This window comes from Methylophilus sp. 5 (assembly GCF_000515275.1).
Taxonomy (GTDB): domain Bacteria; phylum Pseudomonadota; class Gammaproteobacteria; order Burkholderiales; family Methylophilaceae; genus Methylophilus.
Window position 1 is genome coordinate 93651 of record NZ_KI911560.1, and the last position, 18925, is coordinate 112575.

Consider the following 18925-nt stretch of genomic DNA (forward strand, 5'->3'; position numbering starts at 1 on the left):
AATAACAAAGCCCCGAACCGGGGCTGTTTGCTTTTAAAGCAGCAAAAGCATTACTGCCACGCTACTGACAGGGTTACTCGGCCAACGCGGCCATCTCAGCCGTTTTTAACCAGGTCAGTTGCAGCACCTTGGCATCGGTAGAGGCTCGATGCTGCTGCAATGCAAGGGTTTCACGCACAATTTGCTTGGTCTCGTGCCACACCGCCTGCTGCTCAGGCGTTAAAGTAACGCTTAAATCTTCCAGCTTAAAACGCGGGCTCAACCCAGCGGCTTCATACAAGCTATGCAGCCAGACAAAGTCTTGATACCAGCCATCGCTATAAACCGTTTGACCAGCAAAGACGCGATTAAGGTGCGCCGCAATTTCTTGCGCCGTTTGACCATGCGCCTCTAACGACTGGCGCGACTGCTGATGCAGTTTTTCAGCCTCTTTATCCCAATGCAGCCAATCGGCGTGCGGCTGCACTTGCGCACTCCACACCTCGCCGCTGGTATCGACGTAGCCAATCTCGACCGGGTAACTGCCCGCGCCGAAACCTGAAGCCTCAATATCTAATATGACTGGTGGCACCATCAACACTAACCTGTATGTCTCTCTTGATCAATTTATCTGCGACTAAATATGACTGACGTTTATCTGACTATTCAACGGCACAAAAACGGCTTGCTTTAATCTGCAATCAGATTATACGCAATTCGCTCACGCTGAGGACTGAACTTCCCCTGACCTGGATGGACAAACTAAAGCCACACATCATTTATCAGGGAGAAAACAATGCATAAAATAATCACAGTCTCAGTGTTAACAGCAGCAATTGGCTTATCCGGTTGCGCAAATATGAGCGAAACCCAAAAAGGAACCGCTAAAGGCGCGGGCATAGGCGCTGCTGCAGGCGGTGTCATTGGCGCAGTGGCCGGTGGTGGCAAAGGGGCTGCCATCGGGGCGGCCGTAGGCGCTGGTGCCGGTGCGATTGCCGGTAATATCTGGTCTAAAAAGATGGAAGCACAGAAACAGGAAATGGAACAGGCGACAGCAGGCACAGGCGTTGCCGTGACCAAGACCGAAAATAACCAACTCAAATTAGAGATTCCGAGTGATATTTCGTTTGATAAAGGCAAATCCAATATCAAACCGAATTTTCGCCCGATTCTGGATAAGTTTGCGACCGGTTTACAAAGCAATTCAGCCGCACGCGTGAATATCGTCGGCCATACTGACAGCAGCGGCTCAGATGCCATTAATGACCCATTATCTGTAAATCGTGCTGCCAGCGCCCGCAGTTACCTGGCTGAGCGCGGCATTGCATTTAACCGCATCACCATTGATGGCCGCGGCTCACATGAACCGTTAACCGCCAATGACACCGAAGCTAACCGTGCCAAAAATCGCCGCGTGGAGATTTTCGTCGCCGAGCCAGAACCGCAGGCAGCGCCTAAATAAGCGTTAAGCAATCATAGAAAAAGCCGACTATTCAGTCGGCTTTTTCTATGCGCAATCGGCATCCTCAATAAAAAGAGGATGCCGACTTTGCAATACATGACGCAATCCTAAATGAACAACGGTGCCACAAATGCAAAAAAAGCACCTACCAGAAAAACAATCACCGAAAACCAGTAAATCCACACACTTTGGCGACGTGTTTTAGTGCATAACGCCGCCAATTGCGGGTCGGTTGGGCACGGCAACAGCCGCGCCCGCCATTGCATGATGCCTGCCAGCAACAGCATAGCCCCGGCTACGCCAAATACTAGTGGTTTGTGCTCACTGATCCAGATCAGCTGCGGAAAATGACTAATCAGGCTGGTCAAGGTTGCCACTGAGCCGATGGCCACCAGCGTGGCTGGCAGCGCACAGCAAATCAGTGTAGAGCCACTGGTGAACAGCGATAACAGGTTGAGCCGTCGGCTGGCTTGCAAATGATTGATTTCTGCCGCCATCACTTGCTGCCTGCTTTCTCGGCCTTGGCTACTTCTGCCTGAATCGCCTCCACGGTCTGGTTCACGCGCTCCAGCTTGCCCACCGAGTAACCCGCATCCTCAATCACCTTGCTAAATGCCTCATTTGAAACATCCTGGCCGTCTTTTAACTGCAAGGCCACCACGCGGCTCTTGAGATCAACAAAAGTCGCCTGTTTTTGCGGCAAGGCATTGAGTTTTTTCTCTATGCCTTTGGCACAAAATGCACACACCATGCCGTTCACTTCAACTTTAATCGTGGTCACGGCAAATGCTGCTGGCGTCATGGCAGACAACATCAAAGTCACTAATAATTTTTTCATTTCAAAATCCTTTAATCATTTAATTGGTTAAAACACAAACATGGCATTCAGGCGCGGCGCAAAGCCCTCGCCCTGCCACGGGTTGGTAACACCAAATTCAAGAAAATAATGTTTGTTGATCAAGCGCAACGCCGGGGTGATTTGCAGGCCGGGATCGTTGTTACGCATGGTTTTGGCTTCAATCACAAACCACGGCTGTGTCTGGTTAAAGCCGGTTTCATAAAACGAAAATCCGGCCTGCACCGCAGCAGTGTCGTAGTTCATATTGGGCGCACGGATCATGCGTGCCTTGGCCAGAAAATACAGCCGGGTCGATTCGGCATCAAACTGCAAGCTGGGCGTGTAGGCAAAGCCATCGTACTGGCCACGGGCTTCGCCCACGCTGCCGTTAAACCAAACATTGGCCTGCGCCGATGGCAGATTCCAGCGCTTGATGAGACCGGTGTAATTGATGCCGGAAATAGTCGTTGCCTGCTCGCCTTTGCCAGACATGCGCATCTGCTCAACGCCGATGGCATGCCCGAGCGCGGGCGAGTAGTTCAACATCCATTCCTGGTTGTAGCGACCGATTTCGGTCATCAGCATGGCGCTATCTTCAAAGCCCATCAGTGCCGCCGCATGGGCTGGCAAGGCAATCTGGCTTAAAACAAGGGCGCCAAGTGTTAAAGGTGCAACGGTGTGTTGCTTAAACATAAAGCCTCCATAGTCAATCTAACAAAAACGTGTGGACGGAGTTGTCCTGTGCGTTAGCTGAATATGGGTGGCTTGATGGCTGGTGGGTAGGTTTGAGAGTGCACAGGGTCTGCCGCAAACAACGGGGCAGCGCTAGACTGTGCAATAAGGGAAACACTTGGAAACGCGTCTAAATGAGCGACGCCGGTCGTCACCATGCAAAAACCACATACTGTGCAGTGATGCTGACTTGTCGCATCATCGTCAGCTGAGTGATGCATGCCTTGATCATCTGCCATGTGATGGCACGGCATCTCGCTCTGTTGCGCCTGGGCGGTGATGGCCAGCGCCTGCTCTGCCAGCACCATTTGCAACGACATGACATTGGCCGCCATGACAAAGCATGGCAACCAGCAAATCAAAAATAGGCAAAGGCGTTTTCGCATATGTGGCTAAGATAAGGCCAGAACGTGATTAGTTCAAGCCCCGGTGTCTATTTAATGTGCGTGTTTTATTCATAGCGAATATCAATAATTTCATACTCGGTTTCTGCCGCCGGGGTGACCACCCGTATGGTATCGCCCAGGTTTTTAGCCAACAGTGCTTTGGCCATCGGTGACACCCATGAAATATAGCCTTGTGTCGGGTCCAGTTCGTCCTGGCCAACAATACGCAGCGTCATTTCACTGTCATCACTGAGGTTAAACAGCGTCACCCAGGCCCCAAAATACACTTTTTCAGTATTGGTCTGCGTTTTGCTGTAGACGATCTCCGCCGCATCCATGCGCTTAGTCAAAAAACGAATGCGCCCATCAATCTGGCGCAAACGCTTTTTACCATAAATATAATCACCGTTTTCGCTGCGATCACCATTGCCGGCAGCCCAACTCACCACACGCACCACTTCGGGCCGATCAACCTTAATCAAGTATTGAAACTCTTTTTCCAACGCGGCATAGCCTTCCGGCGTAATGTAATTTTTTTGCTCAGCCATGTAAACCCAAATCCATTGTGTACGCGCTCATCAACCGCATCATACAGCGTATTGCTGCCCTAGCCATCCCTTAGCGTTCAATAGCCGCTTTTGCGCACTTGATGAATCTTTTGTGAAGCTTTTTTTAAGGGCTTCATTTGCCAATTTATTTTACGTAAATGAATTGTGCGTCGCCAACTGTGACGCGCAAGGCAACGCAATGTTGCTGATTATTTAAGGATTGTTTTGAGGAATTGCATGAAAAACCCCATCGCTCGTTTGAATGTAGGCACCCGGCTGTTTTTGGGCTACGCGCTACTGATCTTGTTTACCACCTTTATTTTTGTGATTGCCTGGCGCGGCTTCAACCACATTCATCACACCTGGCAACATTTTGAAAACATACAGCTGGTGAAAAGAACCCAGATTGAAAACGCCAGCAAAGGCCTGGGCGATGCGGTGCATCACTTTAAAAACTACGTGCTGCGTGGTGGCCGTGAAGCCAGCAAGTTTCAACACAGCATGGACGATATTGAACAAGCGATGAAAGCTTATGCCGCGACTGGCGAACTCAACCCGCAGGAGCAGGAGATTTTAGGCAATATCACTCTCGCCGTGACCACTTACCGCGATGCCATCAAGCGTTGTGAAGCACTTAAAAATGACGGCATGAGCGTGACTGAGATTGACGCCACAGTAAAAGGCGCAGACAAGCCTTTAAGCCACTCACTGCGTTTATTAATGGATATGAATATTGCTGGCGTGGCCGATGCCTCCAGCCAGTTTGCCTTTACCATTGCCAGAGCCAACAAACAAATTGAAATTGCCTTGTTGATTGCGGTGGTAATGGCGATGGCGATCGCCTGGAAAATGACGCGTTCAATTACCACGCCACTCAAGCAAGCACTGAGTTTGTCACAGCAGATTGCCAATGGCGAGTTCATCAGGCAAGACGCGCCCACCGGCAACGACGAAACCGGCAAGCTGCTGCGTGAAATGCAGCGGATGCAATCGACCATCCAACGCATTGTGCAGTCACTCAATGAGATGTCGAGCCAGCACCGTGACGGCATGATTGATTACCGCATCGACAGCCAGCCGTTTAATGGCGCTTATCAGCAACTCACCACCGGCATCAACCAGATGGTAGAAGAGCATATTCTGGCGCAAAGCAAGTCGCTGCAAGTGGTGACGGCCTTTGGTCAGGGCGACTTTAATCAACCGCTGGAAACGTTTGCTGGCCAGCGTCACTTTATCAACCAAAGCATAGAGCAGGTGCGCCAAAACTTTAAATTGCTCATGGAGGATGTGCATACCTTGTCACAAGCCGCCGAGCAGGGCCAACTCAGTATCCGCGTTGACGTTTCGCGCCATCATGGCGACTTTAAGCAGATTGTCGCGGGGTTTAACCAAACGCTGGACGCAGTGGTCGACCCGCTCAAAACCACCGCGCGCTATCTGGATGAAATGGCCGCCGGTCATATCCCTACGCATATCGAAGAACACTTTGTTGGCGACTTTAACCTGATGCAAACCAGCCTTAAAGACTGCACGGGCGCAATTCATCAACTGATTGCCGACGTACATCACCTGGCGTCAGATGCGCAACAGGGCAAACTCAATACCCGTGTCGACATCGCATCACATGCTGGCGATTTCCGCAAAATTATCCAGGGCATCAACCAGACGCTAGATGCGGTTGTATCGCCGCTGCATGTGGCCGCAGATTGCGTCAAACGCATTGCTGCTGGTGATATTCCTGCGCCACTACATAACCAATACCACGGCGACTTTAAGGTGCTGATTAACAACCTGAACACCTGCATTTTGGCGGTCAACCGCCTAGTAGAAGATACGCGCCAGATTGCAGACGAAGCGCAACAAGGGCAACTGTACAGCCTGGTGGATGTGACAGCGCATGCAGGCGACTTCAGGCTTGCCCTGCAAGGCTCGCAACAGATCCTGCAACGCATGGTGACGCCGATACAAACCGTCAAGCAAGCGGCAGAAACCATCCTTGTCGCGGCGGCAGAAATTGAAAAAGGCAATAATGACTTGTCGCGCCGCACCGAAACACAAGCCAATGCGCTGCAAGAAACCTCGGCCAATCTGGAAACACTCACCAGCAACATCAGGCAAACTGCCGAACATGCGCAGCAGGCCAGCCTGCAAGCCAGCCAGGCCAACCAGATGGCGCGCCAAGGTGGCGAAGCCTTTAATGCCTTAACCTCTACCATGCAAGGCATTAATGAAACCTCGGCACAAATCGCGCAAATTACCGGCGTGATCGACAGTATTGCCTTTCAAACCAATATTTTGGCGCTAAACGCAGCGGTAGAAGCCGCACGCGCAGGCGAAGAAGGCCGCGGTTTTGCGGTGGTTGCAGGTGAGGTGCGTAACCTGGCCAAGCGTTCGGCAGCTTCAGCCAAAGAAATCAAAGAGCTGATTGCAGCATCGGTGACGCAAACCAACGCCAGCGCCAAACAAGTGAGCCAGGCCGGCCATACCATGCATGAGATCGTTAGTGCCGTGCAGCAGGTATCACGCAGCATACAGGCGATTTCTGAAGCCTCTGGCCAGCAAAGCAGCGGCCTGGAGCAAATCTACGAATCCATGACCTCGATAGACGAAACCACGCAACAAAATGCCGCCCTGGTTGAAGAAGCCGCTGCCGCGGCAGAAAGCATGCTGGAACAAGTGCACACGCTGGTCGAATCGGTGAATCAATTTAAAATCGACGCGCATGACACCAACCAACATGATCGCTTGCGCTTGATTGCTTAACGGGGTTCACCCATGAAAAATGCTCCCACATGGGAGCATTTTTTTACGGCTGGTTTGTGATCTAAAGCAACTGCGTACGTAGCAACACACCATCTGCCGGGTTAAATACCTTAAGCTGCAGATCGTGATTATTTGCCGCGCCCACACTTAGCTGATCCCAGTCAACTGGCGCCAGCGCCACACTCACCTCAGGGTCTAGTGTCACGGCTTTCTGCATGACAGGGGTCGCCCGCCCGTCTACAAATAGCTTCAAGTCAAAACTAATGGCTGCAGATAAGCCTTGTAACCGCAAACTACGGCAGGCATTATCATGCTGCAAGGTAAACGCCTGATTAGCGCCCAGCTTGAGGTTGCTTAACTCGTAAGTGCGCTTGCGATCATAACTGGTGAGTGTCACTTGCAATTGCTTGTCATGCGCCAGCTCAGCTGCCTGAAAGGTCAATGCCTGCTCTGCTGTAGCGAGTGATGCCAGTGAAATGACATCACTGGTGCCAACAGTGGTATTGGCTTTCAGCATGATACTGGCCCGGCCTGATACAAACCCGACCTCATACTCACCTTGCGCGCGATTATGCACCTTGATATTCAAGGCTTTGCGCTGACGCAACACCTCACTCAACACACTGGCACTATGCGCCTGCTCAAGTAAATCAGACACGCGGCTGTTGGTCACTGGTGTCGGCAGCTGACGTTGTAACGTATCTGTTTTCAGCGTCGCCGCACCTGCCTTGCCTAATCTAGACTTGATGGTCAATGACTCTGGCTGCGCACGGTTTAAAACAGCACGGTCGCTAAAGTCGCGTAGTACATGGTCCGGGTACATTTTGCCACCATGCGCACCCAGGCTGACATAATACATATCTACTTGCGCCAGCTCTTTTAACAGCACGGTGCCCAGTGGTGGCCGGTTTGCGACATTTTTTATTTTTTGCACGTCTGAAAAACGCCGTTGGGCACTACGCACAATCGGAAACAGGTTTTTGATACGCGTCAACGGCTCGGTATTCAATTTGCCTTGCTCGTCTATTAAGGTGTGGCCTTGCTCATTAGAAATTTGCTCGACTGTCGCGGCTTCGCCAGCAAAAATCAAATACAGGCCACCGGTGATAAAGGTTAAAAATGCCTCCCAAAACGGCGTTCTGGGCGGGCTGGATAACGCGCTGTAAGGCATGGCAAACATACGCCCGCCATTGAAGATGCCTTGCCCGCCCTGCCAGGTTTTTTTGCTACTGTGCGCATAGCTAAAGGTGTTGTTAGTCGGGTTGATAATAATCACCCGGTCGCCGCCTTCATTGCTGGTCGTTTTAGGCGCCGGTGAGTTGGGGTTGGCCACATAAATACGCCATTCGGTATCGCTGACTTTCTCCCACCGATAAGGCAATACCGCATGCCCGCCCTCGGGCGACACGCCTTCTGACAAACACAACAGGCAATAATCCTGTTGATCAAATCGCTGCTTGGAAAATTCAAAATTCTGCACCGGGTTCCACATCCGGCCGTTTTTAATATGCTCTATCATGTAGCTGACCTGGCTGCCGCCTAACTGATAGCCAAACTTGACCGAGATATCCTGGGTACGTTGTGCATCGAAGGCATATTGCGAGATAAACGGCCGCGAGCTAGAGACCCCTTTCAAGGCATATATGGCCTCTAGGCACATGCCAAAACAAGTGCCGGTTTTGGCGGCGCCTTTATACACGGTTTCATAAAAAGCCCGGTTAAACGGATGAAAAATCCAGCTATCGTCTGCCTCCAGATCGCTAAAAGTAGCGGCACAGGTTTCAAAACTCAGCTTGGCAATTTTAGGGTTTTTAAAGCTCCAGAACAGGTTTTGCCTAAAGTGGTCGCTATTGGTCGGATCGACCAGCACATGATCGGTAAAAATCGTAAAACTAGCGCGGAACTTGCCATCCGGGCCATTATAAAAAGTGCTTAAATTGTTGCCTTGCAAGTCGCTAAAAGAACTATCCCACAAAGTTTCTATGCCAAACGACTTGTTGAACTGTGCAATCAGGTCATCAGCTCCGTTAAACCCACCGTCTATATCATAGGCCTGCATATTGACAGTCACGATCACGTTGCCGTCATTGACCGGGCAATCGCAGACAAAGCCCTGCTCTGGATTGGCAAAGGTTTTCGTTCCCTGATTGGAATACTCGCCAAACTGCTTTTCAAATACTTTTTGCTGACCATGCAAATGATCCATTACCACCTGCGTCCGGACCATCAAATCATCATTATCTTCATCGGTTTCCAGTCGTGTCACCACCAGCTTCAAATGTGTGACTAAACTGACTTGCCGATTAGCCGCCTGCCAGACCAAAATGCCATGCTGAAAATTGTGAAACCGGCACACATCATTTGGTGAGCGTGTTTCATCCGAAATAGGGAACCCCAACGGCCCGGCAGGCCCCTGATGCTGCGCTTGATAGGCTTTTAACAAATCGCCATGCATTTCAAACGCACCCGTCTCCGCACTCCAGTAGATGGTGCCAAACTGAAACTGGCTGGCGCGCCCAATCTGCTGCGTGCCTTTGAATAAACTGGTTTCATCGCTGATCGGATACCCTAGCAAGGATTGGGTCGCACCCAGCGCCCGATATTTCTGCAAAATATCTCCATGCACTTCAAAGGCCCCCGTTGACGGGTGCCAAAAGAGATCTGCGCCGTCAAAGCTGGCGCGGAGACCACCGGCATCGCTGGGCTGAACATCACTGCGCGGAAAGCCAACAAAACCCTGAACATCCGCCTGCATGCGGTAGGCCAGATAAATCTCGCCATAAATCACCCAGGCCTGGCCGCCAGGGCGCACGACAATCATACCGCGCTCAAAATAACATAGCTCCCCTTGCTCACCTGTACGCGTTGTATCCGAGATGGGAAAGCCGATGTAATCGCGAATCGCCTGCTGCGTCCCTGTCACGATATCGTTGGCCAACATGGCTGATTTCCACTTGGTCTCTACCTGTGCAGACAGGACATGCGCGCCGAAATCTGGATGATAAAAAATCATGCCGTGTTCAAAGTCCTGAAAACTACCCAAGCCGCTAGGCGTGGCTTGCTCACTACTCACCGCACGGCCCAACAGGCCCTGCTCACCGCCCAGCGCTTGATACTTTTGTTCAATTTCAGTCATGACACTTCTCCCTTTATGGTATTTTTTTGGCATTATTATGGTTTCATAAAGGCGATTAAAACGCAATAAAATAATTAATCAAAGATAAATTAAATTAACAATAAAAGCGTGCGCTGGATATGAACGCCAGCAGGTGAACGCACCTTCCATACATTCGCATCAATTGGTTTGTCGTTTTATAATGCAAGCATGATGCACGATTACGATGAATTGATTGCGCGGCTTAAAGTCAGTGAAAAAACGTCTGAGCCTTATTACCAGCAACTCAAACGCAATATCCTGACCCTGATTGAAAGTGGTGCCATTGAAAATGGCAGCGGCCTGCCTTCAGAACGCATGTTGGCCGAGGCGTTGAACCTGAGCCGGACAACGGTGCGCCGCTGCTATGAAGATTTACGTGCCAGTGGGCAGATTGATAGCGATGGCCGCGCGGGCACCTTGGTCAAAGCGGCACCAAAGATTTGCCCTGCACTTGGCAAATTAAAAGGCTTTACTGAAGAAATGCGCGAAGTTGGCATCACCGCCTCAGCCAATATCGTCTCCCATGCCGTGATGTGCGACCGCACCATTGCCTCTATTTTTCAGCGGCCATCGACCTCGACCTTTTTACGCCTGGTGAGAATTCGGCTCGGCAATGACGTGCCGATGACGCGTGAAGTGGCCTGGTATGACCTGACACTGGCGCCGGCCTTGGCCGATTGGGACCTCTCAGGATCGGTTTACCACTACCTTGAGCAGCATTGTGCGATCAAGCTAAGTTGGGCAGAACAGTCAATTGAGGCAGTCATGAGTAACGATGAAGAGTCGCGCGTGTTTGACTTTAAGCAAAGCAGCCCTTGTTTGCTACTCAAGCGTAAATCGTATTCGCAACAGCAACAGCTGGTGGAATACGTTGAAGGGACTTTTCGCGGTGACGCCTATACCTATCGCATCAAACTAGAGGTGTAGCGCTGCATTTAGTGTGTAATGCAGCGACAGCAAGCGCATCTGGTAAGGCAGCCAGCACGCCTGGTTTTTGCACCACGCATGCCCCACAAGCATTCGCAAACGCAAGCGCTGGTTGTAACGCTTCGCCCCGCAGTAACGCCACGCACAAGCCCGCAGAAAAAGCATCCCCGGCACCCAGTGTATCTATTGCATTCACAGCGAAGACGGGCGACACAATCCACGCCCCCGTGTGCGTCATGGCAACGCTGCCCAACGCCCCCAATGTCACCACCAGTAAGGCGCCTGGCCACGCTTGGTAAAACTGGCGCATGGCTTGTTTTAAAGCAGGCAAGGCAATATCAGGCGCAGTTGGCAGTTGCTCGGCAGACCATGCCAGCAAGTGCGCGGCTTCGTGTTGATTCAGTATCAGGATCGTCGTTTGTAACAGCAGTGCCTGCGGAATCGGCTGCCAGGGAGAAGGATTGAGCACCGTCTGCCGCCCGGCTTGCCTGGCGAGGTCAAAGCTACTTTGAATCGCCGGCAATGACGTTTCAAACTGTGCATACACCAAGGTTGCTGACTGTATAGCTGGTTGGGCATCAGCGACATGTGTCGCATTTAACAATTGATTCGGGCCCAGATAGACGCTGATCATATTGGCCCCATCAGCAGCGACAAACCCAGCACCATGGCCTGACTGCGCAGCTAGCCGATAAGCATAAATGGGCGCAATCGCATGCTGTTGCAGCACATCTAATGCAGCATCCGCTGCGGCATCCTCACCCAGGCCAACCAGCAGTGACACTGGTGCGCCCAACCGGCTGGCAGCGATGGCCACATTAAAGCCCTTGCCACCTGGCTCACTACAAATAGCCGTCGAAGCCACTGACTCACCAGGCAGTGGCAAGCGCTCTACCCGCCAGCAACACGCCTGAATAAAACTGGCAACGACAAATAATGACACCGCAACAACGCCTGCAGTCAGTCTTCTTTTACTTCATCTATGTCATACACGTAGTGGCTAGTCTCACCAAAACAACTCGATGGCACGCCTTTGTGCTCTTTGTAGAGCAAGCGCACACGCTCGCCAGACAGTTGGTTGACCTTGGTAATCACCGCCGGATCACGTACCGTAAAGTAAAACTTTTCGGCTTGAGTGCCAGGCACGGTGACCAGCACCAGCTCGCCCTCCCAGGTTTTGCACACCCAGCCTTTGTGGGCCAGTTTCTGTACATACCCTATGCGTTCGCCATCAGAATATACCCAGCTCAGGCTGCCCCAGGTATAGAGACCCAGCAACACCACCGGCAGTAGAATGATTAAGAAAAACCATTTTAAAAATTTGGCAAAGGCCGACATGTCACTACTCCACAAGTTTTTTATCGTTTATTTATCGCATTATCTTATAAAATGTTGCGCTGACGATAATAATTCCTGCTTGCTTTAAACCATGACCTCCACCCATGACCTTTCTGATTCAGGCACTGTGATTTTGTGTGCGTCAGCACGCCTGGCGCAAGGCATCCGGCAATGGTTGCAACAAGCTTATCAGCAACAAGGCCTGTCACAATGGCAGGCGCCACAAGTGTTTCCATTGCAAGACTGGCTCAACCAGCGCATAGAACATGCCATGTTGTGCGGGCAGATTGATGTCGCTCAGGCGCCGCTAGGCATGCTGTCACCCACACAAGAGGCCTTGCTATGGGAGCAGGCGATTCAGCATAGCTTGCGCCAGCACCAGGCGCTGGATTTATTTAATACCAACGGCCTGGCCAGTGCCGCGATGGAGGCCAACCGTTATCTGATCGAGTGGAACATCAGCTTGGACATGGCGACAGCCAGTGAAGAAACACGCCAATTTTTGCAGTGGCGGCAACATTTCCAAGCCTTATGCAAACAAAGCGGCTACCTGGAAGGCGTACGTTATCAAACCTGGCAATTGGAGCAATTACGTGAACATGCACTGCCTTTGCCTGCAAGCATACAACTGGCCGGATTTGATCGCATCAACCCGCATGTACAGACCTTGATAAACACCCTGCAAACAAGCCATGTAGAGATCACCACCTTTGACAATAGCGTGCCTGTACAACACACGCAGCGCATGGCCTTTGCTGAGGCAATGGACGAAATGCGCGCCGCCGTGCACTGGGCGCAGCAACAATTAAGCACTAACCCGCAAGCCACACTGGCGATTGTGGTGCCCGACCTCAATACCCAGCGCGAAACACTGGCCAACCTGCTAGATGACACTTTTCACCCAGAGGCGCTGCATCCGGCACAGGCCGAAACGCCGCGTTGCTACGAGTTTTCATTAGGGCTGCCGTTGAGCCGCTGGCCGCTGGTACAGTGCGCACTCAATATGCTGCGGCTAGCCTTTCAGGCCAGCCCGTTGCCACAGGCTGAGTTGTCTGCCTGGCTGGCCGACATTTACTGGTCGCAAGCGCTCTATGAGGCAGATGCTCGCGCAGCGCTTGATGCCGAGATGCGCCGCCAGTTACCGCTGCAAGTCAGCGCGCATACCTTTGCCCGCTTTGTGGCGCGCAAACAGCAAGACGAATATCCGATTACCAGCCCAGCGCTACATGCCGATTTAAGCGCCTTGTTGACGCAGGCCAAACAAACACCCCGTAAACAATTACCGTCTGCCTGGGCGAACAGCTTTACCGAGTTACTTGTCACCACCCATTGGCCTGGTGAACGTGGCTTATCCAGCCATGAGCATCAATGCCAGACCAAGTTTAAAGCGGTGTTGACGCAACTGGCGACGCTAGACGGCTGGTTAGGCACTATCGACGCCATGAGTGCCCTGCACAGGCTGTCGCAACTGTGCCAGGCGCAAATCTTCCAGCCGCAAACCGTGCGACTACCCAATATCACGGTCATGGGGATGCTGGAAGCCAGCGCGCAACCGCTAGACGGCATCTGGGTGATGGGCATGAACGACCATGTATGGCCGCCACTGTCACGCACCAATGCGCTGATTCCGGCCGAGTTGCAGCGGCAGGCAGGCACTCCCAATGCCAGCAGCGAAGTACAAATCGCGTTTGCCAGTCAGATTCACCGACGCCTGCTACGGTCGGCCAAAGAAGTCATTTTTTCATTCGCACGCCAGGATGGCGACCGTTTGCTGCGCATGAGTCCGCTGATTCTGGCCATTCCGGAAGCAAGCGCCACAGCAGGTGCGGCCACCCTGGCCGAAACCCTGGCGCGCCATAGTACACAAGACTGGCAATGGCTGGATGACCACCAGGCACCGCCCGTTCAGGAAGGCGAGCATATCAGTGGCGGCACCGGCTTGCTGCGTGCACAAGCACTGTGCCCAGCCTGGGCGTTTTACCAATACCGCCTCAAGGCACGCAAACTGGAAACGCCGCACAATGGCCTGGATGCCATGCAGCGTGGCGACCTCATACACCGCGTGCTGGCGGCCTTCTGGTCACAGCAAGCGACGCTGGACTGGCAAGTTGTCAACATAGACGCATTAAAAAACCAACTCGACCAGATAGCTAATGACGTCATCGCCGCCTTTAATACCGAATTCGCCCAACCGTTTTCGGCCGTGTTTTGCCAACTGGAAGCCGAACGCCTGAGTAAACTGGCGCTGACCTGGTTATGGGAAGTCGAACGCGAGCGTCCGCAAGCGTTTACCGTGACTTCAGTCGAACAAGTCTATAAACCGCTGATTGAGGGCATACAGGTTAAACTGGTGATTGACCGCGTCGACACCCTGAACGATGGTCGGCTGGTGGTGGTGGATTACAAAACCGGCAGCATGCCTGACTTTAAAAACTGGGCGTCGGACAAAATCAGCGAACCACAATTGCCGATTTACGCCGCCTTCTTATTACAAGATGCCGACATTGCCGCCGTCTGTTTTGGCAAGCTAAGACTGACGGATGGCGGTTTTGCGGGCGTTGCTGCCGAAGATGACATCGTGCCTGGCATCAAAGCCTTTAACCACGAAAAAAATAAATTGTTTGACCCTGTGCAGTTCCCTGACTGGCCATCTGTACTCACACATTGGCACAACCAAATCACCCGTACGGCACAAGCGCTCAAGGCCGGTGAAGCCGCCGTGGTGTTTGAGTCAGAGCAAGACCTGGGCTATTGTGATGTGTTGCCCTTGTTGCGCCTGCCCGAGCGTCAGTTACAGTTTGAGCACCTTCAGGCTGGAGGTGCCGCATGAAAATGACTGAGGCTGACTTTCAGCAAGCTTTGGTGCTGGATGCTGCCAACCGTGAACGGGCGTTGGACGTGGCATCCTTTATTGTCGAGGCCCCGGCGGGCGCGGGTAAAACCGAGTTATTAACGCAGCGATTTCTCAAGCTGATGCAAACCGTACAGGCGCCAGAAGAAATTATCGCCATCACCTTTACCAACAAGGCCGCGTCGGAAATGCGGGCGCGTATCCTCGATAGCCTGTTGCTGGCAGCCTCTGGCGTGCCGCCGCAAGCACCGCACAAGCAAATCACTTATGCGCTAGGCCAGCAAGCTTTACGCCGCTCAGCTGAGTTGCAATGGCATTTGCTGGAAAGCCCGGCACGCCTGCGTATTTACACCATTGATTCGCTGTGTGCCAACCTGGCGCGACAAATGCCTTTATTGAGCCGCTTTGGCACCCAACCGGCGGTGACTGAAGATGCCTGGGCCTATTACCGTGAAGCGGCTGGGCTGGCGCTGCAAACCATGGATGAAGACAGCCTCGGGGAACCGGTGCGCCGCGTGCTGCGCTATATGGATAACGACCAGGCCAGGCTGGAAACCCTGCTGATGTCGATGCTGGCCAAGCGCGAGCAATGGCTGCATTTAAGTCAACTCCCAAACCATGACAGTGCGCACCATGCGCAAGCACAGGTTGCACTGGTATACCTGATAGAAAGTGAGTTACAAGCAGCACTAACAGCACTCCCTGCCCGCCTGCAACAATCACTGATGCCGATTGCACGCTACGCCGCCAGCCAGTTGCCGCCCGAACATACTTTAAGCGCCCTGCTGGACTGGCAAACGCCATTGACTGCCAACATAGAAGATTTACCGGACTGGCGGGCGCTGACTGAGCTGCTACTCACCAGTAGCGGTGGCTTGCGCAAGCGGCTGGATAAGAACATGGGCTTAGCAGCGACCGACGAGGCCAAGCCCTACAAAGAAGCGCTCAACGATATATTGAGCGGACTGGCGCAACACAGTGACAGCGAGCTCACCCTGGCGCGCATTCGCCTGTTACCGGATGTCGATGGCGCAAACGATGCCATGATTCAGGCACTGAGCCAGTTGCTGAACATTGCCGCCGCGCAATTATGGCTGTGCTTCCAGGCGAAAAATGAAGTCGATTTTGTCGAAATATCCCAACGTGCGTTCCAGGCACTGCAAGAAGGCGATGAAGCCACCGAGTTGGCCATGCGATTGGATTATCGTATCCAGCATTTACTGGTCGACGAGTTTCAGGATACCAGCCCGATGCAGATCGACCTGCTCAAGGCGCTGACACGCGGCTGGCAACCGGGCGATGGCCGCACACTATTTGCCGTGGGCGACCCCATGCAGTCGATTTATCGTTTCCGTAAAGCCAATGTCGGCCTGTTCCTCAATGCCGCGTTGCATGGCATTGCCGATATTGCACTGACACCGCTCAAACTATGGCGCAACAACCGCTCTTGCCCGCCGGTGGTTGCGTGGATCAACCAGACCTTTCAAGGCATGCTGCCTGCAAGCGATGCGCCACAGCAAGGCGCGATTGCTTACCGGCCATTTGTCGCCACCCGGGCCGAGGCCACGGGTGCAGGCGTGTTTGTGCATCCGCTCATCATCCCCGTGAGTAGCGAAGACGAAGAACCCGCCGATATCCGCCACCTCGAGGCCGAGCAGATCATCCGCATCATCCAGCAAACACGTGCCGACAAACCTGACGCCACCATCGCCGTGCTGGTGCGGGCGCGCAAACACTTGCATGCCTTGGTGACAGAAATGCGCCGTAACCATGCTGAGCTGAGTTTTCAGGCCGTTGAGATTGAAGAGTTGGCGAATCGGCAGATTGTGCAAGACTTGCTCACGCTCACGCATGCGCTGCATCAACGCGCCGATCGCGTGCACTGGCTGGCGCTGCTGCGTGCGCCCTGGTGCGGCCTGACACTGGCCGATATGCATGCCCTCATCGGCCAGGATGGCCAGCGCAGCGTGTTAAGCCTACTGGCAGACGAGGCTATTTTTGCCCGCTTAAGTGCTGATGGCCAAACCCGCGCCCGCCATGTGCGCGAAGTCATGCAAACTGCATTGCAGTGGCGTGGCCGTAGCACGGTTAGCCGCTGGGTGCACAACACCTGGCTGCGGTTGGGCGGTGCCAATTGCCTGTGGAACGAAAGCGACGTGCAGGACGTGCAGGCCTTTTTTGCCCGCATTGCCGCACTGGAGCAACACGGCCAGTTTAACCCGCAAGCATTGGCAGACGATGTGCAAAAACTGTATGCCGCGCCTGATGCCAAAGCCGATGCCAGCTTGCAATTCATGACGATTCATAAATCCAAAGGGCTGGAGTTTGACACCGTGATTTTGCCTGGCCTAGATGGCAGCAATCCGCCCGATGACGCCAAGCTGGTGATCTGGGAAGAAGTCCCCATGGAGGATGGCCACACTGAACTGGTGGCCGCGCCGTTTGTGCCTACGGCGCTCAAACGCCAGCAAACCAGCGTCACCACTTATGACTACTTAAACGACCTCGACAAAACCCGTGCCGCCTATGAAGACGCCCGCGTGCTGTATGTCGCCGCCACGCGCGCCGAACGACAACTACACTTACTGGGCGCCGCCAAACCTGACAAAAGCGGCGAACCACAAGCGCGTAAAAACAGTTTTCTGCATTTGTTATGGCCTGCCGTGCAGCAGTGGTTTACTAGCGAGCATGATATTGTCAGCCGTTACCCCAGCGCGCAACAAGAAGCCGATATCCGCCAGTTTGTGCCCCAGCTGATTCGCTTAACCGTCGCCAGCACACCAGCGCTATTGCAGGCCACACAACTCGACACGCACACGGGTTATCAAGCCATAGCAGAAGACAATAGCGTCGCCCGGCTGGAAGCCGACATCGGCACCCTCGCCCACCTTTATTTGCAACTCATCGCCGAACAAGGCTTGGCTACCTGGCAGACGCATGAACAACATGCATTTTTGTCGCTGCAACAGCCCATGCAACGCTGGTTTAAACAGCAAGGCTATAGTGACAGCGAAGCGAGCCAGGGCGCCAGCCATGTCGCTCAATTATTAACCACCACCTTGCAATCCGAGGATGGCCGCTGGGTGTTACAGCCACATGCGCAAGCCGCCTCAGAACTGGCGATTGAGCAACTCAGCGAAGGTAAAAAGGTCATAGACCGTACCTTTGTTGCAGAGGGCGTGCGTTGGATTATTGACTATAAATCTGCACCCGTCACAAAGAGCGACGACCTGCACTTATTGGCGGCGAGTTTTAAGATGCAACTCACCCACTATGCGCAATTATTCAAGCAAGATGACCTGCCAGTAAAAACAGCGATTATGTTTTTAAGTGTTGGTCAATTGGTACTTGTTGACGCCTAAACGCCATATAGAGGCAATCCCAAGTTATCGCTTAAAACGGGCTTTAATCAATTCGTCAGCCGCAGGCCCTGCTTGAGACCTGTGCCGCTGTGGGTCGATTTCCATGTTTGTATTTCTATCCACCAACATTAAATCCACGGCTTGATTGGTGTGAGTGTCGACTAATTGAATCGTGGGTTCACCGTCGGCGTAATACTTGTTGCCCCATTGCATGATCGTCAGTAACACCGGCCTAAAGTCCAGCCCTTGTTGTGTGATCACATATTCATCTCTTGGCGGCTTTTCGCAATACTGCCGCCTTTCCAGCAAACCAGACTCAACCATTGCATTTAAACGTTTAGCCAGTGTGCTGGTAGCAATTCCTAGGTGACTCTGAAAATCATCAAACCGGCAAACACCCAGCAAAGCCTCTCGCAAAATTAAAATATTCCACCACTCCCCCACATGCTCCAAACTTTTGGCAATCGGGCAAGGCATATCCAAAAGACTTTTATTTTTCATTTGATCACCAATTAACTTTTATTATGAAAGTTACTGTAAGATAGTTACTTCGATATTGAAAGTAACCATTATAAATGGTTA

General features: G+C 52.6%; 15 protein-coding genes. 5 read left to right on the plus strand and 10 right to left on the minus strand.

Annotation, left to right across the window (positions count from 1 at the left end; translation table 11 throughout):
• Positions 1-73: 73 nt before the first annotated feature.
• A complete protein-coding gene (locus METH5_RS0100425) occupies positions 74-574 on the minus strand; it encodes a hypothetical protein (protein ID WP_029146632.1) in 501 nt (166 codons plus the stop codon).
• A gap of 201 nt (positions 575-775) precedes the next feature.
• Here METH5_RS0100425 and METH5_RS0100430 point away from each other — a divergent pair, with 201 nt between their 5' ends.
• The gene (locus METH5_RS0100430) at positions 776-1441 is read left to right on the plus strand and encodes an OmpA family protein (protein WP_029146633.1); all 666 of its coding nucleotides are present in this window, start codon (positions 776-778) and stop codon (positions 1439-1441) included.
• A gap of 107 nt (positions 1442-1548) precedes the next feature.
• Here METH5_RS0100430 and METH5_RS0100435 read toward each other — a convergent pair whose 3' ends face one another.
• From METH5_RS0100435 to greB, 5 genes are all read right to left on the minus strand, one after another.
• The gene (locus METH5_RS0100435; protein WP_029146634.1) at positions 1549-1938 is read right to left on the minus strand and encodes a hypothetical protein; all 390 of its coding nucleotides are present in this window, start codon (positions 1936-1938) and stop codon (positions 1549-1551) included.
• Positions 1938-2279, minus strand: a complete 342-nt coding sequence (locus METH5_RS0100440) for a heavy-metal-associated domain-containing protein (protein ID WP_029146635.1) — start codon at positions 2277-2279, stop codon at positions 1938-1940. The genes METH5_RS0100435 and METH5_RS0100440 overlap by 1 nt, the downstream gene beginning before the upstream one ends.
• Before the next feature lie 27 nt (positions 2280-2306).
• Entirely contained in the window at positions 2307-2972 is a 666-nt protein-coding gene (locus METH5_RS0100445) for a hypothetical protein (protein WP_029146636.1), read from the minus strand.
• Between the two features lie 53 nt (positions 2973-3025).
• Entirely contained in the window at positions 3026-3397 is a 372-nt protein-coding gene (locus METH5_RS0100450; RefSeq protein ID WP_255337136.1) for a DUF2946 family protein, read from the minus strand.
• Positions 3398-3462: 65 nt separating this feature from the next.
• On the minus strand, positions 3463-3945 hold the full coding sequence (greB, locus tag METH5_RS0100455; RefSeq protein ID WP_029146638.1) for a transcription elongation factor GreB: 483 nt from the start codon (positions 3943-3945) through the stop codon (positions 3463-3465).
• A 237-nt stretch (positions 3946-4182) separates the two neighbouring features.
• On the opposite strand from greB, the gene METH5_RS0100460 reads away from it, so the two are divergent.
• Complete coding sequence (locus tag METH5_RS0100460; protein WP_029146639.1) at positions 4183-6708, plus strand: methyl-accepting chemotaxis protein; 2526 nt, start codon at positions 4183-4185, stop codon at positions 6706-6708.
• A 61-nt stretch (positions 6709-6769) separates the two neighbouring features.
• Here the strand turns inward: METH5_RS0100460 and METH5_RS0100465 are convergent, their stop codons facing one another.
• Complete coding sequence (locus METH5_RS0100465; RefSeq protein WP_029146640.1) at positions 6770-9844, minus strand: hypothetical protein; 3075 nt, start codon at positions 9842-9844, stop codon at positions 6770-6772.
• A gap of 189 nt (positions 9845-10033) precedes the next feature.
• Here METH5_RS0100465 and METH5_RS0100470 point away from each other — a divergent pair, with 189 nt between their 5' ends.
• Positions 10034-10792: a GntR family transcriptional regulator gene (locus METH5_RS0100470; RefSeq protein ID WP_232410882.1), complete on the plus strand. Its 759-nt coding sequence runs from the start codon at positions 10034-10036 to the stop codon at positions 10790-10792.
• On the opposite strand, the gene METH5_RS0100475 is transcribed toward METH5_RS0100470, so the two are convergent.
• Positions 10776-11735, minus strand: a complete 960-nt coding sequence (locus tag METH5_RS0100475; RefSeq protein WP_029146642.1) for a PfkB family carbohydrate kinase — start codon at positions 11733-11735, stop codon at positions 10776-10778. The genes METH5_RS0100470 and METH5_RS0100475 overlap by 17 nt on opposite strands.
• 17 nt (positions 11736-11752) lie before the next feature.
• Positions 11753-12130: a hypothetical protein gene (locus METH5_RS0100480; protein WP_029146643.1), complete on the minus strand. Its 378-nt coding sequence runs from the start codon at positions 12128-12130 to the stop codon at positions 11753-11755.
• Positions 12131-12221: 91 nt separating this feature from the next.
• On the opposite strand from METH5_RS0100480, the gene METH5_RS0100485 reads away from it, so the two are divergent.
• Both METH5_RS0100485 and METH5_RS0100490 read left to right on the plus strand, forming a co-directional pair.
• Complete coding sequence (locus METH5_RS0100485; protein WP_029146644.1) at positions 12222-14960, plus strand: PD-(D/E)XK nuclease family protein; 2739 nt, start codon at positions 12222-12224, stop codon at positions 14958-14960.
• Positions 14957-18343 carry an exodeoxyribonuclease V subunit beta gene (locus METH5_RS0100490; RefSeq protein WP_029146645.1) on the plus strand — a complete coding sequence of 1129 codons (3387 nt, stop codon included), beginning with the start codon at positions 14957-14959 and terminating at the stop codon, positions 18341-18343. The genes METH5_RS0100485 and METH5_RS0100490 overlap by 4 nt, the downstream gene beginning before the upstream one ends.
• Before the next feature lie 24 nt (positions 18344-18367).
• Here the strand turns inward: METH5_RS0100490 and METH5_RS14645 are convergent, their stop codons facing one another.
• Complete coding sequence (locus tag METH5_RS14645; RefSeq protein WP_051412791.1) at positions 18368-18844, minus strand: helix-turn-helix domain-containing protein; 477 nt, start codon at positions 18842-18844, stop codon at positions 18368-18370.
• Positions 18845-18925: the final 81 nt, after the last annotated feature.

Excerpts from the sequence above, each read along its gene's own strand:
- METH5_RS0100425 (WP_029146632.1), bottom strand. The coding sequence starts at position 574 with ATGGTGCCACCAGTCATATTAGATATTGAGGCTTCAGGTTTCGGCGCG.
- METH5_RS0100430 (WP_029146633.1), top strand. The coding sequence starts at position 776 with ATGCATAAAATAATCACAGTCTCAGTGTTAACAGCAGCAATTGGCTTA.
- METH5_RS0100435 (WP_029146634.1), bottom strand. The coding sequence starts at position 1,938 with ATGGCGGCAGAAATCAATCATTTGCAAGCCAGCCGACGGCTCAACCTG.
- METH5_RS0100440 (WP_029146635.1), bottom strand. The coding sequence starts at position 2,279 with ATGAAAAAATTATTAGTGACTTTGATGTTGTCTGCCATGACGCCAGCA.
- METH5_RS0100445 (WP_029146636.1), bottom strand. The coding sequence starts at position 2,972 with ATGTTTAAGCAACACACCGTTGCACCTTTAACACTTGGCGCCCTTGTT.
- METH5_RS0100450 (WP_255337136.1), bottom strand. The coding sequence starts at position 3,397 with ATGCGAAAACGCCTTTGCCTATTTTTGATTTGCTGGTTGCCATGCTTT.
- greB (WP_029146638.1), bottom strand. The coding sequence starts at position 3,945 with ATGGCTGAGCAAAAAAATTACATTACGCCGGAAGGCTATGCCGCGTTG.
- METH5_RS0100460 (WP_029146639.1), top strand. The coding sequence starts at position 4,183 with ATGAAAAACCCCATCGCTCGTTTGAATGTAGGCACCCGGCTGTTTTTG.
- METH5_RS0100465 (WP_029146640.1), bottom strand. The coding sequence starts at position 9,844 with ATGACTGAAATTGAACAAAAGTATCAAGCGCTGGGCGGTGAGCAGGGC.
- METH5_RS0100470 (WP_232410882.1), top strand. The coding sequence starts at position 10,034 with ATGATGCACGATTACGATGAATTGATTGCGCGGCTTAAAGTCAGTGAA.
- METH5_RS0100480 (WP_029146643.1), bottom strand. The coding sequence starts at position 12,130 with ATGTCGGCCTTTGCCAAATTTTTAAAATGGTTTTTCTTAATCATTCTA.
- METH5_RS0100485 (WP_029146644.1), top strand. The coding sequence starts at position 12,222 with ATGACCTCCACCCATGACCTTTCTGATTCAGGCACTGTGATTTTGTGT.
- METH5_RS0100490 (WP_029146645.1), top strand. The coding sequence starts at position 14,957 with ATGAAAATGACTGAGGCTGACTTTCAGCAAGCTTTGGTGCTGGATGCT.
- METH5_RS14645 (WP_051412791.1), bottom strand. The coding sequence starts at position 18,844 with ATGAAAAATAAAAGTCTTTTGGATATGCCTTGCCCGATTGCCAAAAGT.